General features: G+C 60.8%; 14 protein-coding genes, 5 tRNA genes and 1 pseudogene. 10 read left to right on the top strand and 10 right to left on the bottom strand.

Annotated elements, in window-relative coordinates; all coding sequences use genetic code 11:
• The 5 genes and pseudogenes from J2046_RS33105 to J2046_RS33125 all read right to left on the bottom strand — a co-directional run.
• Window positions 1-458 (bottom strand): Arm DNA-binding domain-containing protein (locus J2046_RS33105; protein ID WP_210059025.1); only part of this gene is annotated, 458 nt, incomplete at its 3' end.
• A gap of 185 nt (window positions 459-643) precedes the next feature.
• Window positions 644-1,300, bottom strand: a pseudogene (locus J2046_RS33110) (JAB domain-containing protein); the annotation flags it as partial.
• Window positions 1,301-1,302: 2 nt separating this feature from the next.
• On the bottom strand, window positions 1,303-2,139 hold the full coding sequence (gene map, locus J2046_RS33115; protein WP_210059026.1) for a type I methionyl aminopeptidase: 837 nt from the start codon (window positions 2,137-2,139) through the stop codon (window positions 1,303-1,305).
• Between the two features lie 83 nt (window positions 2,140-2,222).
• Window positions 2,223-2,930 (bottom strand): DNA/RNA nuclease SfsA, encoded by a 708-nt coding sequence (gene sfsA, locus J2046_RS33120; protein WP_210059028.1) that lies wholly within the window; start codon window positions 2,928-2,930, stop codon window positions 2,223-2,225.
• Window positions 2,931-2,942: 12 nt separating this feature from the next.
• Entirely contained in the window at window positions 2,943-4,790 is a 1,848-nt protein-coding gene (locus J2046_RS33125) for a PHA/PHB synthase family protein (protein ID WP_325169818.1), read from the bottom strand.
• Window positions 4,791-4,914: 124 nt separating this feature from the next.
• Here J2046_RS33125 and J2046_RS33130 point away from each other — a divergent pair, with 124 nt between their 5' ends.
• The 5 genes from J2046_RS33130 to recJ all read left to right on the top strand — a co-directional run bounded on the left by J2046_RS33130 (window position 4,915) and on the right by recJ (window position 10,341).
• Entirely contained in the window at window positions 4,915-5,316 is a 402-nt protein-coding gene (locus J2046_RS33130) for a hypothetical protein (protein WP_210059030.1), read from the top strand.
• Window positions 5,317-5,421: 105 nt separating this feature from the next.
• Window positions 5,422-6,639, top strand: a complete 1,218-nt coding sequence (locus J2046_RS33135) for an LL-diaminopimelate aminotransferase (RefSeq protein WP_037155344.1) — start codon at window positions 5,422-5,424, stop codon at window positions 6,637-6,639.
• Window positions 6,640-6,709: 70 nt separating this feature from the next.
• The gene (locus tag J2046_RS33140; protein WP_210059031.1) at window positions 6,710-8,032 is read left to right on the top strand and encodes a homoserine dehydrogenase; all 1,323 of its coding nucleotides are present in this window, start codon (window positions 6,710-6,712) and stop codon (window positions 8,030-8,032) included.
• Window positions 8,033-8,203: 171 nt separating this feature from the next.
• Window positions 8,204-8,416, top strand: coding sequence for a hypothetical protein (locus J2046_RS33145; protein ID WP_210059032.1), 213 nt, complete (start codon window positions 8,204-8,206; stop codon window positions 8,414-8,416).
• 92 nt (window positions 8,417-8,508) lie between these two features.
• Window positions 8,509-10,341, top strand: coding sequence for a single-stranded-DNA-specific exonuclease RecJ (recJ, locus tag J2046_RS33150; RefSeq protein WP_210059033.1), 1,833 nt, complete (start codon window positions 8,509-8,511; stop codon window positions 10,339-10,341).
• Window positions 10,342-10,370: 29 nt separating this feature from the next.
• On the opposite strand, the gene J2046_RS33155 is transcribed toward recJ, so the two are convergent.
• The 5 genes from J2046_RS33155 to gloA form a co-directional block, all read right to left on the bottom strand.
• A tRNA-Glu gene (locus J2046_RS33155) sits at window positions 10,371-10,445 on the bottom strand.
• Between the two features lie 54 nt (window positions 10,446-10,499).
• Window positions 10,500-10,574 (bottom strand) — tRNA-Glu (locus tag J2046_RS33160).
• Window positions 10,575-10,726: 152 nt separating this feature from the next.
• Window positions 10,727-10,801 (bottom strand) — tRNA-Glu (locus tag J2046_RS33165).
• A 118-nt stretch (window positions 10,802-10,919) separates the two neighbouring features.
• Window positions 10,920-11,438: a hypothetical protein gene (locus J2046_RS33170; protein WP_210059034.1), complete on the bottom strand. Its 519-nt coding sequence runs from the start codon at window positions 11,436-11,438 to the stop codon at window positions 10,920-10,922.
• A gap of 197 nt (window positions 11,439-11,635) precedes the next feature.
• On the bottom strand, window positions 11,636-12,076 hold the full coding sequence (gloA, locus tag J2046_RS33175) for a lactoylglutathione lyase (protein WP_210059035.1): 441 nt from the start codon (window positions 12,074-12,076) through the stop codon (window positions 11,636-11,638).
• 196 nt (window positions 12,077-12,272) lie between these two features.
• Between gloA and J2046_RS33180 the strand changes: the two genes are divergently transcribed.
• The 5 genes from J2046_RS33180 to J2046_RS33200 all read left to right on the top strand — a co-directional run bounded on the left by J2046_RS33180 (window position 12,273) and on the right by J2046_RS33200 (window position 13,975).
• Entirely contained in the window at window positions 12,273-12,851 is a 579-nt protein-coding gene (locus tag J2046_RS33180; RefSeq protein ID WP_210059036.1) for a cold-shock protein, read from the top strand.
• A complete protein-coding gene (locus tag J2046_RS33185; protein WP_210059037.1) occupies window positions 12,851-13,327 on the top strand; it encodes a DUF192 domain-containing protein in 477 nt (158 codons plus the stop codon). The genes J2046_RS33180 and J2046_RS33185 overlap by 1 nt, the downstream gene beginning before the upstream one ends.
• A 90-nt stretch (window positions 13,328-13,417) precedes the next feature.
• Window positions 13,418-13,494, top strand: a tRNA-Pro gene (locus tag J2046_RS33190).
• Between the two features lie 51 nt (window positions 13,495-13,545).
• Complete coding sequence (locus J2046_RS33195; RefSeq protein ID WP_210059038.1) at window positions 13,546-13,851, top strand: ETC complex I subunit; 306 nt, start codon at window positions 13,546-13,548, stop codon at window positions 13,849-13,851.
• Window positions 13,852-13,898: 47 nt separating this feature from the next.
• Window positions 13,899-13,975: transfer RNA gene (locus J2046_RS33200), tRNA-Arg, on the top strand.
• Window positions 13,976-14,077 lie beyond the last annotated feature (102 nt).

Genomic DNA, 14,077 nt, shown 5'->3' on the forward strand with positions numbered 1-14,077 from the left:
AGTTCCTCAGCCTCAATATCGCGAGCAAGCCGATTGCGTCCAAGCGTGTCGGCGATTCTGTTGAGGCCCTTTTCCGTTTCCTTCCAGGACGGCTTGCCGGCTGCCTTCAAAGATGCCACGTAGCCCTCGAAGAGATCGGCGACGGTACCAGGACGCGTGTCGGTCGCGATCTTGATGCTGCGGCCCTTCTGGATGACGTCGGCGAAGTCGCGCTTGAAGATCTCCCGCGCCTGGGCGAGGGACATTGACGGATAGGCTCCGAGCTTTTTCTTGGTGCGTTTTCCGTCGCGCCATTGCTGCGCCATCCAGTCGGCCGTCACCCGCTTCGGCATCGGTTTGAGAACCAGGATCAGGCGGCCGGTTCCGCGGCCTTCACCATCCGCCAGGTTCTCCTGCTTGCGGTTGCTCTCCACGCGCTTCAGCACTTGTCGAATGGCGGAATCGGTCAGGCTCGGCACGGCGTTCTCCCTTCTCGGCAACTGGGATCGGTCGAGGAAATAGGGATCGGCGCTCGGGATCTGCAGGCCATCCGCTACCCCTTAAACAGCCCCCAGTTTGCCAAAGCCGCCGCCGGTACGCAAGCCTGAAAAACCATGATGTTTCAACGTGCTTGAGCGTGATCCAGCGTGATGAGAGTAGGCTAAGTGGGATGGTTGTGGACCAGAATGATGGCGGTGGCGGAGAGTTCCAGCGCTCGGCGCACCACTTCGCGCGGATAGACCGGCGTGTGGTCGACCGGGCCGTGACCCTGCACCTCGTCGGCGATCAGCGCATTGCGCTTGTCGAGAAAGAGGATGCGGAACTACTCGCGGGATTCGTAGGCCATGGCCGCATGGCAATAATCGATGACCGACGACCAGGAGGAGAGCACCTGCTTGCCGCGCAACTCGCTTTTCAGCATCCGCTGGCCGACGGTCGCGATGAGCTTCAGGTCGAACGCCACGGCTTCGCCGATGCCTTTGACTTCCTGCAGCAGTGAGGCCGGGGCGCCGAACACGCCGGCCAGCGTCCCAAACCGGTCGAGTAACGCCTTGGCGATCGGTTTGGTGTCGCGCCGCGGGATCAGCCGGAAGAGCAGGAGTTCGAGGATTTCGTAGTCGGCGAGTGCGGTGTCGCCGTGATCGCGATACTTGGTGCGCAGCCGCTCGCGATGGCCGTGGTAGTGGGCGGCCGGCTCTTCCTTGTCCAGAGCCGCCGATTTCCTGATGGCTTTCGGTTTGGAAAGCTGTTCGGCAAAAAAGCCGCGCTCGTCCTCGATGAAGGACGCCTGATCGTCCGGCGGGGCCGAGCGGTTCGCCATCGCTACCTCGAAAGCGGCGGCAGGCCGGGGCGGTCGAGGCCGGCGGGCGATAGCGTAAAGACCTCGCAGCCTGTCGCCGTTACGCCGACGGCGTGCTCGTATTGTGCCGAAAGCGAGCGGTCGCGGGTAACCGCCGTCCAGCCGTCGGAAAGCACTTTCACATGCGGTTTGCCGAGATTGATCATCGGCTCGATCGTGAAGATCATGCCTTCCTTCATTTCCGGGCCTTCGTCGGCCCGGCCGTAATGCAGTATGTTTGGCGAGTCATGGAAAAGCCGCCCGACGCCATGGCCGCAGAAATCGCGCACCACCGAGCAACGCTCCGCTTCCGCATAGGTCTGAATCGCTTCGCCGATCGCGCCGGTGCGCGCGCCGGGGCGGACGGCCGCGATGCCGCGCATCAGGCATTCGTAGGTGACTTCGAGCAGGCGCTCGGCGGCGCGCTTGATCTGCCCGACAGGATACATGCGGCTCGAATCCCCGTGCCAGCCATCGAGGATATAGGTGACGTCGATATTGACGATATCACCTTCGCGCAGCGGCTTGTCATCCGGCATGCCGTGGCAGACGACGTGGTTGATCGAGGTGCAGACCGAATATTTGTAGCCGCGATAGTTCAGCGTGGCGGGCAGGGCACCATGATCCATGCCGAACTCAAAGACGAAGCGGTCGATCGCATTGGTGGTGACGCCGGGCTTGACGATCGACGCGAGTTCGTCGAGGCAGCGCGCCGTGAGCAGGCAGGCCTTGCGCATGCCGGCAAAGTCTTCCGGAGTATAGAGACGGATCGCGCCCGTGTTCTTAAGGGGGGCGGAGACCGCCTCGATGTAGTTGACCATGGTTCTCCTCTCGCAATTCCTCCGTTCATAAAGCAGCAGGGCAGGGTTCGTCCATCGGGTTCAGCGAATCGCGAGCGGTTTTGCTAAGCGACACCGTCGACCGGGATCAGCCCGGAAGGAACGATCTCTTCGGGCGAAACGCGGCAGCGGACGGCATAGGCTTCGACGCCGCGGGATTTTGCCCGGTCGAAGGCCAGGGCATAAAGCGGGTCAAGGTCGGCGCAGATCGAAAAGCGCGTGCAATCGTGCCGCTGGATCAGGTAGATCATCACCGCCCGGTGACCGGCTTCCGCCATGTCGCCCAGTTCCTCCAGATGCTTGGCGCCGCGCTTGGTCACGGTATCGGGGAATTCGGCCAATCCGGTTTCCCGCATGAAATGGACGTTCTTCACTTCGACATAGGCATCCGGCAGGCCATCGCCGGAGAGCAGGAAATCGATGCGCGAATTGCGGCCATAGCGCTGTTCGCGCAAAATCGCCCCGTAGCTGGCGAGGCTCGGGATAAGACCGGCACGGATTGCCTCCTCTGCAAGCCGGTTCGGCAGGCCGGTATTGATGCCGACCGTTTCGCCATCCACCTCGACCATCTCGAACATGTGCCGGTATTTGCGGGTCGGGCTGTCATGCAGCGACACCCAGATACGTGAACCTGGAGCCGTCAGCCCACGCATCGAGCCGGTATTGGGGCAGGAGCCGGTAAACGGCCTGCCGTCCTCTGCGACCGCATCGAAGAGGAAGCGCTTGTAGCGCTGCAAAAGGGTCGCGGGAACGAGCGGGGGATTAAAGCGCATGGCGAAGGTCGGTTAGATGCGGGCAAGCACATAGGTGCCGGGCGCGTCGGCAATCGCGTTGAGTGCCGAGCCGCCGGGCTTGCGGGCCGGGACTTGGGCCTCGTTCTTCGCCTCGATCCATTGATGCCAATGTGGCCACCAGGACCCCTTGCTCTCCTCAGCCTTGGCAAACCAATCCTCGAAATCTCCCTTCACCTTGCCACCCGTCCAGTATTGGTACTTCTGTTTGTCGGGCGGGTTGACGACGCCGGCAATATGGCCGGAGCCGGTCAGCACGAAATCGACAGGCCCGCCGAACAGCGAAGAGCCGAGGAAGACGGATTTCGGCGGCGCGATATGATCTTCGCGGGTTGCGAGATTGTAGACCGGGATCTTGATGTCCTTGAGTGAAACCACCTTGCCGCCGAGCTTCATCTGGCCCTTGCTCAGATTGTTGCTGAGATAGCAGTTGCGCAGGTAATAGGCGTGGTTGGCGGCCGCCATCCTGGTCGAATCGGAGTTCCAGTAAAGCAGATCGAAGGGCGGTGGCTCCTGGCCCCTGAGGTAGTTGTTGACGACATAGGGCCAGATGAGTTCGGAAGCGCGCAGCATGTTGAAGGCGGTTGCCATCTTCGAACCTTCGAGAAAGCCGGCCGCATCCATCTGCTTTTCGATCGCAGCGATCTGTTCCTCGTCGACGAAAACCCTCAGATCGCCCGCATGGGTGAAATCCACCTGCGTCGTGAGGAAGGTCGCGGAAGCGATCCGGCGGTTCTTCTCCTTTGCGTGATAGGCGAGCGTGGCCGCAAGCAGCGTGCCCCCGACGCAATAGCCAACTGCATTGACCTGCTTCTCGCCGGTCGCCTTTTCGATCGTTTCGAGCGCGAAATCGATCCCCTCGCGCATATAGGATTCCCAATCCTTCCTAGCGTGCCGCTCGTCCGGGTTGACCCAGGAGATGACGAAGACAGTGTGGCCCTGATCGACGCACCACTTGATGAAGCTCTTCTGCGGGTTGAGATCGAGAATGTAGAACTTGTTGATCCAGGGCGGCACGATCATCAGTGGCCGTTTCAGCACCGTTTCGGTGGAAGGCTCGTATTGCAGCACCTCGCAAATTTCGCTTTGGGCGATGACCTTGCCCGGCGTGAGCGCCAGATTGTGGCCGATAGCGAACTTGGTCGCGTCCGTGTGGCGCAGCCTCAGTTCCCCGCCGCCGGCGGCGATGTCTTCGGCGAGCATCTTCATGCCGGCCACGAGGTTGGCGCCGCTGGACGCGATTGTCTCGCGATAGACTTCCGGGTTGGTGAGCGCGAAATTGACCGGCGAAAGAGCCGCCGTGATCTGCTTCACGTAGAAAGCGGCCTTATGTCTGGTGTGTTCGTCCAGCCCCTCGGCGTCACTGACCAGCTTTTCTGCCCAGGAGGCGGTGACCAGATAGACCTGCTTCAAAAAGGCGAAGAACGGGTTCTTCACCCAGTCGGGGTCGGCAAAACGCTTGTCGTTGGGCAACATTTCCGGCGCGAGTTCGACCGGCTGGCCGGAGAACTGGCTCAGGCTGCGCATCCAGATGCTCATGTAGCTCGAGAAAAGCAGTGTCTGCGCTTCCAGCGTCCGCTTCGGATCGGAGATCCAGTATTCCGTCACTTTCGAGAGCGTCTTCACGAGATCGGTCATCGGGTCGGTGACCGAATCGATGACCTCGCCACTCTCACGAGGCTTGAGCCATTCCGACGCCGCCTTGCCGAGATTCTCCAGCGCCCGGGCGACGTTCATCGCAAGCGCATGCGGGTCCTTGACCATGTAGGCCTCGACCGATTTGGGATCGAAGCCCGGAAATTCCTGTCCCGTGCCGCCCTTATCCTCGGTCTTTTCCGTCACACACGGCCTCCCAGCGAGTTCTCGTTTGTTTTCGTTTGTACATTGTGCCCGAAAGCGAATACAAGTGCCAGCGATCGGCGCGTTCGGATAGATATATTGCCGGCACGGAAACTGGGTTACGGAAATGAAAAAACTGAGGCATGGAATCGTCGGCATACCGCTATGGGTGGGTCTTGGCGCATTGCCTCTTCTGACAGGGTGCAACAGCCAGAGTTTTGCCCTCGACGACGGCATCCCGAATACGCCGCCGCCCGCCGTCATTGCCCAGTCCAGCACCTCGACGCCGCCCGGCCCGCTCGTCAAGAAAAATACCGGCACCTATCCCACCTTCGCCCCGACTTTGACGGCTGCCGCAGAGCAGATCGAAGATGACGATTACCACAAGAGCGAGCCGCGCCTTGCCGCACTCGCCCGCGCCCGCAGGACCGGCTCGATCTCGGAAGCCGAGTATCAGCGACGCGTTGCCGAATATCGCAAGCTCGCTGCCGAGCACGGTAACGACGCCTTGGCCAACATCGCCAAATAGCGCTTGCGTTTCGGCCCGTTTGGCCGCAAATCACAAATCGTCTAGGATGCGCCACGAAGCAGCGCAATGAGGCCTGCTTTCCGCATCCATTTTTTCGAGGGAGCCATGGAAGAGTTTCATAAAGTCCGGCGTCTGCCGCCCTACGTTTTCGAACAGGTCAACCGTTTGAAGGCGAGCGCGCGAGCGGGTGGCGCCGACATTATCGATCTCGGCATGGGCAATCCCGATCTTCCAACGCCGAAGGCGATCGTCGATAAGCTATGCGAAGTGGTACAGGACCCGCGCACGCACCGCTATTCGTCTTCCAAGGGTATCCCGGGCCTGCGCCGCGCCCAGGCCGCCTATTACGCTCGCCGGTTCGGCGTCAAGCTGAACCCTGAGACCCAGGTCGTCGCGACGCTGGGTTCAAAGGAGGGCTTTGCCAATATGGCGCAGGCGATCACCGCGCCAGGCGACGTGATCCTCTGCCCGAACCCGACCTATCCGATCCATGCCTTTGGCTTCCTGATGGCGGGCGGCGTGATCCGCTCCATGTCGGTCGAGCCGGACGACAGTTTCTTCCCGCCGCTCGAACGCGCCGTGAAGCATTCGATCCCGAAACCGCTGGCGTTGATTCTCAACTATCCGTCCAACCCGACGGCACATGTGGCATCGCTCGATTTCTACAAGGAAGTGGTGAGCTTCGCGAAGAAGCACGACATCATCGTGCTTTCGGATCTGGCCTATTCGGAAATCTACTTCGAAGGCGAGCCGCCGCCATCTGTGCTGCAGGTGCCGGGCGCGATGGATATCGCCGTCGAATTCACCTCCATGTCGAAGACCTTCTCCATGCCCGGCTGGCGCATGGGTTTTGCCGTCGGCAACGAGCGCCTGATCTCGGCGCTGACACGCGTGAAATCCTATCTCGACTACGGCGCCTTCACGCCGATCCAGGTGGCCGCCACACACGCGCTGAACGGCGATGGTTCCGACATTGCGGAGGTCCGCAACATCTACAAGCGCCGCCGCGACGTGATGGTCGAGAGCTTCGGCAAGGCCGGTTTCGAAGTGCCTCCGCCGGCCGCGACCATGTTCGCCTGGGCGAAGATCCCGGAAAAATTCCGCCACCTCGGTTCGCTGGAGTTTTCGAAGCTCCTTGTCGAGAAAGCGGATGTCGCGGTCGCGCCGGGCGTCGGTTTCGGCGAAATGGGCGACGACTACGTCCGTCTGGCGCTCGTCGAGAACGAGCATCGTATCCGCCAGGCTGCACGCAACATCAAGAAGTTCCTGTCGACGGCGGATGACACGATGCACAACGTCATCTCGCTCAATACGCGCCGCTGATCGGATTTCTTTTAGCATGAGGCGGGTCCCGTGGTCCGCCTCCTCCTCCCCAGGAACCAGGAAGAATAGCATGTCAGATGCCCTCAAAGTCGGGATTGCGGGTCTCGGCACCGTTGGTGCCTCGCTCGTCCGGATCATCCAGAACCGCGCGAACGAGCTCGCCGTCACGTGCGGCCGTGCGATCGAGATCACGGCCGTGACGGCCCGCGACCGCAATCGCGACCGGGGCATCGACATTTCCGGCATCGCCTGGTTCGACACGCCGGAGAAACTGGCAGCAGAAGCCGATATCGACGTTTTCGTGGAATTGATGGGCGGCGCCAATGGACCGGCCGCGGACTCTGTCCGGGCGGCGCTGGAGCGGGGTCTCCATGTGGTGACCGCTAACAAGGCGCTGCTCGCCGCCTCCGGCGTGGAACTGGCGAAGATCGCCGAGGAAAAGGGCGCGCTCCTCAATTTCGAGGCGGCGGTGGCCGGCGGTATTCCGGTCATCAAGGCGTTGCGCGAATCCCTGACGGGCAATACCGTCTCGCGCGTCTACGGCATCATGAACGGCACCTGCAACTACATCCTGACCCGGATGGAGAAGGAGGGCCTGTCCTTTGCCGACTGCCTCAAGGAAGCGCAGCGACTGGGCTATGCCGAAGCCGATCCGGCCTTCGACATCGAAGGCAACGACACGGCCCACAAGCTTGCCATCCTCACGACGCTGGCCTTCGGCTCCGAGATCGCTGCGGACGAGATCTATCTCGAAGGCATCACCAATATCTCGATCGAGGACATCCGTGCCGCGTCCGATCTCGGTTATCGCATCAAGCTGCTCGGTGTTGCGCAGAAGACCGAGAGCGGTATCGAGCAGCGGGTGCACCCGACCATGGTGCCGCACGACACGGTGATTGCGCAGGTTGACGGCGTCACCAATGCGGTCGCGATCGAATCCGATATCCTTGGCGAGTTGCTGATGGTTGGCCCCGGTGCCGGCGGCAATGCGACGGCATCCGCCGTATTGGGTGATATCGCCGATATCGCCAAGAGCCGTCCGGGAGAGCAACGCGTGCCGGTGCTGGGCACGCCGGCTGCATCGCTCGCTCCTTACAAGCGCGCCCGCATGCGCAGCCACGAGGGAGGCTATTTCATCCGCCTGACGGTGGCCGACCGCACCGGCGTCTTTGCCTCGATCGCGACTCGCATGGCGGAAAACGCCATCTCGCTCGAATCGATCGTGCAGCGCGCAACACCGGAAGCCGGCGACGAGAGCCCCAAGACGATCATCCTCGTCACTCATGCGACGACCGAGGCTTCGATCCGCAAGGCGGTTGATGCGATCAAGACGGAAAGCTATCTCGTCGGGGAGCCTCAGGTGATCCGCATCGAGCGGCCTAAAGCTTTCTAAGATTTCAGGAAAATGGCCGGCTTCCTTGCCGGCCTTTTTATTCGCGGAAGGGACGGTATGTTCCTGAAACAGCCGTCGAAAAAGCAGCCTTATGAGGATTTAATGACTAGCCGGGCGAGGTTCCCGGGCGTAGATTGTCAGGTGTAATCACCATCGCGAGGAGGCGATTGCGTGATCACCATGAACACTGGGAAAAAGGCCTACCGGCTGGGAATTGGTGGAGCCGACGACAAGTTGATGGGGTCGCGGACCTTGCATCTGGTCCATGCAAACGATCAAGCGAGTGACGATTTCGAAGGGCGCGGGAATTGGAGCTTCATGCTCGTTCTGTTTGCGGCTCTGATAGGCTTGGCCGCGTGTGCGATAATCTGGTTCTCGCTCTGAGAGCTCACAATAAATCCAGGAGAGGACGCAATCCACACGATGGTTCGGTGGGGTGGATTACTGTTTCTGCTCGAATGCGCTAAAAGCGCTCGATGACCAGACTCATCTCCGCGCTTTCGTCGGCGGCGGAAACGGTTGATCCCGTCCCGCGCGCATTCCTGGGTGTTGAACGCTCCGCAAGCGATCAGCGCTGGGTGTCGCGTCTCGACCAGGCGGCGCAAAACAGGGCGCTCGCGATTGCCCAGATCCATGGCATCCCCGATCTTGTCGCCCGCGTTTTGGCCGGCCGTGGCGTTACGCTCGACGATGCTCCGGCCTTCCTCGATCCGACCATCCGTTCGCTGATGCCGGAGCCCTTCACCCTGACAGATTGCGAAAAGGCGGTGAACCGTCTGGCCGATGCCATCGCAAGGCGCGAGAAGGTAGCGATCTTCGGTGATTACGACGTCGACGGCGCGGCCTCTTCTGCGCTCCTCTATCGCTTCCTCCGGCATTTCGGCGTTGAGGCGGAAATCTACATTCCAGATCGCATCTTCGAGGGCTACGGCCCCAATCCGACGGCGATCCGCCAGTTGATCGCCAACGGCGCAGGCCTCATCGTCACCGTCGATTGCGGCTCCACCAGCCACGATGCCCTCGCTGCGGCCCGAGACGAAGGCTGCGACGTCGTGGTCATCGACCATCACCAGCTCGGCCACGAACTGCCCCCATGCCTGGCGCTCGTCAATCCCAACCGCGAGGATGACCTGTCCGGGCAGGGGCATCTCTGTGCGGCGGGCGTCGTCTTCATGGTTCTTGTAGCCGCCGCGCGTCTCCTGCGTGAGCGCGGCGATCCGCGCGCCAAGTCGCTCGACCTGCTCGCCTGGCTGGACATCGTGGCGCTCGCGACCGTCTGCGATGTGGTGCCGCTCAAGGGCCTCAATCGCGCCTACGTGGTCAAGGGGCTGCTTGCCGCGCGCCATATGGGCAATGCGGGTCTCGCAGCGCTTTTTCGCAAGGCAGGGCTTGGCGGACCGGTGACGCCCTATCACATGGGCTTCCTCGTCGGTCCGCGTATCAATGCCGGTGGCCGTATCGGGGATGCGGCGCTGGGCAGTCGTCTGCTGACGCTGGACGATGCGATCGAGGCCGAAGAGATCGCCGGTCGGCTGGATGAGCTCAACCGTGAACGGCAGGCGATGGAGGCGGCCATGCTCGCCGAAGCGGAAGCCGAAGTGCTCGCCGAATACGGAACGGGCGAGGGCGCTTCAGTGCTGGTGACGGCAAGCGAGAAATGGCACCCTGGTATCGTCGGGCTGATTGCCGCGCGGCTGAAGGAGAAGTTCAGACGGCCCGCTTTTGCGATCGCTTTCGATCCGTCCGGCAAGGGGATGGGATCCGGCCGCTCGATCAACGGTTTTGACATGGGTCGCATGGTTCGGGCCGCCGTCGGCGCTGGCCTGCTCGTCAAGGGTGGTGGTCATGCCATGGCGGCGGGATTGACAGTCGAGCGCGCCAATCTCGGGCGTCTGCGCGCATTCTTCGAGGAGATGGCCGGTGAAAGCGTGCCGGGCCTCGTCGCCAACCATGTGCTGAAGATCGATGGCGCTCTGTCGGCTTCCGGTGCGACGCTGGAGCTTTTTGATATGCTCGAACAGGCTGGCCCCTATGGCTCCGGCCATGCCCAGCCGGTCTTTGCGATCCCTGCCCATCGGCTGAAGGATGCGCGGCTGGTCGGCACGGCGCATATCAAGGTGACGCTGGAGGCGGTGGACGGCTCACGGATTGAAGGAATCGCTTTCCGCGCCGCTGAAACGCCGCTCGGAAACATGCTGCTCAATTCGCGGGGAAGCCAGATCCACGCCGCCGGTTGCCTGAGCGCCGACCACTGGCAGGGCAACCGCCGGATCCAGCTCCGCCTGCTCGACGCGGCAAAAGCGGTATAAACACGATCAGTTCATTTTGAAGAGGAAAGTGGCACGCCCAACGGGACTCGAACCCGTGTTACCGCCGTGAGAGGGCGGCGTCCTGACCGCTAGACGATGGGCGCCTGCTGCTGACCAGCACCATACTATGAAAAACATGGAATGCAAAAAATGCTGAATGGCACGCCCTAGGGGAGTCGAACCCCTCTTTCCAGAATGAAAATCTGGCGTCCTAACCGATAGACGAAGGGCGCGTGCGGTGAGCGCCCTTATAGTGAGGGTGCTGACTTCCCGCAAGCGCAAAAATGCACTTTTTCCGCTTGGCGGACGCAAAAAAATGGCGCTCGCAAATGCCGCCGACGATCAGCAGATAGAGAAGCAGAAACAAAAGCTTGGGAGAACTAAGTGGCACGCCCTAGGGGAGTCGAACCCCTCTTTCCAGAATGAAAATCTGGCGTCCTAACCGATAGACGAAGGGCGCGTGCGGTGAGCGATCTTATAGAGAGGTGATTTCTTTCCCGCAAGCGCCAAAACCATCTTTTTTGCAAAAAAATGACAGGTGTCGTGCCGTCGAATTTAGGGGCAAAAATAGCGCCGAATCAGCAAGTTAACGGATTGCCCTGCGGATCGGTGCCGCATGTCGCGGCAGGAATGGCCTGTTGAAGACCGAAGAGGCTTGCGGTTGTGGCGTTGAAATTACGCCTTGGCAGTTCGGCCGGAACCGGACCGCCGGCAGACGGGGAGGTGGAAGGCGCGGAAGCGGGCGGATTGGACGAGAAGATCGTGCCGCTGCCGGCACGGATGGCTGTCGGCTGGGTCGCGAGGCCGGCGATAGAGGAGGGCTGCGGAGCGGTGGGAGCGACCGGAAAACCGCTCTCGTTCGGCAACACTGTCGATGCAGGAGGAGTTTGCGCCTGGGCTTGTTGCTTTCCTGAGGCCTTGGAGATCATCGGATCGACATAGCGGCTCGAAGCGGTGGTGCCACCTTTGGCGAGAATCCCCTTGGCGCTTGCCGGCTTTGTCGTCTCAAGCTGCGATAAGCCTGCTTCGGCGGTTTCCCTCGTCGTGGTGCAGCCGCTCAGCAACAAGGCGGAAACGGATGCAGCAGCCAGCGCCATGCGGATGCTCGAAGAAGAGAAAGGCATTTTTGGCAAGGGAAGCCCCGTCAGCTCGCGTCGAATCGTGATTTGGAGCATCTCCCGGAAGTGCCGGGTGAACAAGCCGCCTGAGGCCGGCACGCGAGTGCCGGGTCAGCTTGAGGCAAGGTTGGATGAGGGCCGGCGCGGCGATTTGGAGAGCGCCGCGCCGGAGGGAACTACCATGTGCCGATATTTGGCATCGACGCCCAGGGCTCGGCGACCGGCAGGTTCTCGCCCTTCTGGAGGAGTTCGATGGAAATGCCGTCGGGAGACTTGACGAAGGCCATGCGGCCCTCGCGCGGCGGGCGGTTGATGGTGATGCCGTTGTCCTGCAGATGCTTGCAGAAGTCGTAGATGTTGTCGACTTCATAGGCGAGGTGACCGAAATTGCGGCCGCCCGTATAGTCTTCGGTGTCCCAGTTATAGGTAAGCTCGATGCAAGGCGCGAGATTTTCCTCCGCAGCCTGGAGGTCGTCGGACGCGGCGAGAAAAACCAGAGTGAAACGGCCTTTTTCGTTTTCGCTGCGCCGAATCTCCTTCAACCCGAAAACAGTTGTATAGAAATGAAGCGAAGCATCCAGGTCTTTCACCCGGACCATGGTATGAAGATAACGCATTATGATGTCTCCCTCCGATGAATGCCGTACGGATATGGCGCAGACGTCAGCCTGGAGCAAGCCACCCTGAATAGAGATGAAGGTGGATAAAGCCAAGACGGGGACTTGCGCTGGACGGTTAGCGGGATGTTAATCTATCCTTCGGGAATCAGTTAAACCGTCACGTCGTAACGCGTAATCGAGGGGCCGACAGGATATGGCAGACAGGATGTCATCGAAGGGCGTTGCCGGTTTCGAGGAGCTCTCGGGTGAGCCGGTTGAGCTGATCGAGATCACCGGCGTCGTAAAGTGGTTCGACGTGGCCAAAGGATTCGGCTTCATCGTTCCCGATAACGGCATGCAGGATGTTCTCCTGCACGTGACCTGCCTCAGGCGCGACGGTTACCAGACGATCCTTGAGGGGACCCGCATCGTGGCGATGATCCAGAAGCGGGATCGTGGCTACCAGGCCTTCCGTATCCTCTCCATGGATCAGTCGACTGCCGTGCATCCCTCGCAGCTTCCGCCGGTTCGCACGCACGTACAAGTGACTGCTACCAGCGGGCTCGAACGCGCCTTGGTCAAATGGTTCAACCGCACCAAGGGTTTCGGCTTCCTGACGCGCGGCGAGGGGACGGAAGATATTTTCGTGCATATGGAGACGCTACGGCGCTTCGGCCTCACCGAATTGCGCCCCGGCCAGGTGGTCCTGGTCCGCTACGGGCCTGGCGAGAAAGGCCTGATGGCCGCGGAAATTCATCCCGACAATCCCAATCCTGTGAGTCGGTCACACTGATGCGTATTTCGTTGAAAGTTATCAAAAGCGCCCTTGCGGCGCTTTTTCTGCTCCTGGCGGGGGCGGCGATTGCGCAGGAGATGACGTTCCCGCGCGACGAGCTTTCGATCAGGACGGCGGGTGGCGAGTCTCACAGGCTTTCGATCGAGCTGGCGGTCACCGACGCGCAGCGACAACATGGCCTGATGTATCGCAAGGAAATGGCGCCGGATCACGGCATGCTGTTCGACTTTGGCCAGGCTCGGCGGGTTTCCATGTGGATGGAGAACACCGTTCTCGCCCTCGACATGCTGTTCATCCAGGGAGACGGCACGATTTCCCATATCAAGGAGAACGCCGTGCCCTTCTCGCGGGATATCATCGATTCGCAGGGGCCGGTGAAATTCGTGCTGGAGGTCAACGCCGGCCGGGCGAAGGCGCTTGGCATAAAGGTGGGCGACAAGGTGATCAGCAAGCGCATCGGCAATCAGTGGTGATCCCCACTAACTTTTCCTTTGATGGGCTAAGGCCTTATTTTGATGTTGCGACACAAAAAGGAACCGTGTATCTCGCAATCAACGTAGGAACGGAGTGTAGCGCAGTCTGGTAGCGCATCTGGTTTGGGACCAGAGGGTCGGGAGTTCGAATCTCTCCACTCCGACCACGCTTTCAGGCGAGGCTGAAGCTCCGATCCAATCCATGGAGCGTTACAGGAATGCCCGCGAAGATCTATCGCCCCGCAAAAACCGCCATGCAGTCCGGCAAGGCCAAGACCCATCTCTGGGTCCTGGAATTCGATCAGGAACAGCCGCGCCGCATCGATCCGATCCTCGGTTATACGTCTTCCGGCGATATGAAACAGCAGTTGCGGCTGACTTTTGAGACGCAGGAACAGGCGGAAGCCTATGCCAAGCGTGAAGGTATCGAATACCGGGTGATCCAGCCGAAGGACCCGGCCCGCCAGGTCGTTTCGTACACGGACAATTTTCGCTTCAACCGCACACAGCCCTGGACACACTGATTTCGCGGTCCGGCCACGACATTGTGTTACCGGGCGCCGCGGGGATCGGCCCCTTAGCTCAACTGGATAGAGCAGCTGCCTTCTAAGCAGCAGGTCGCAGGTTCGAGTCCTGCAGGGGTCGCCAAACTACCCTTGTCCATACCGGAGACATAGGTAACAGATCGTCCCTAAGACATGGGTGACAATCTCGTGCCGAACGGATTGTCGATGGTTTGCAAAGTTCGCT

Origin of the sequence: Neorhizobium petrolearium (assembly GCF_017873175.1) — a bacterium.
In the GTDB taxonomy this organism is placed as follows: Bacteria; Pseudomonadota; Alphaproteobacteria; order Rhizobiales; family Rhizobiaceae; genus Neorhizobium; species Neorhizobium petrolearium.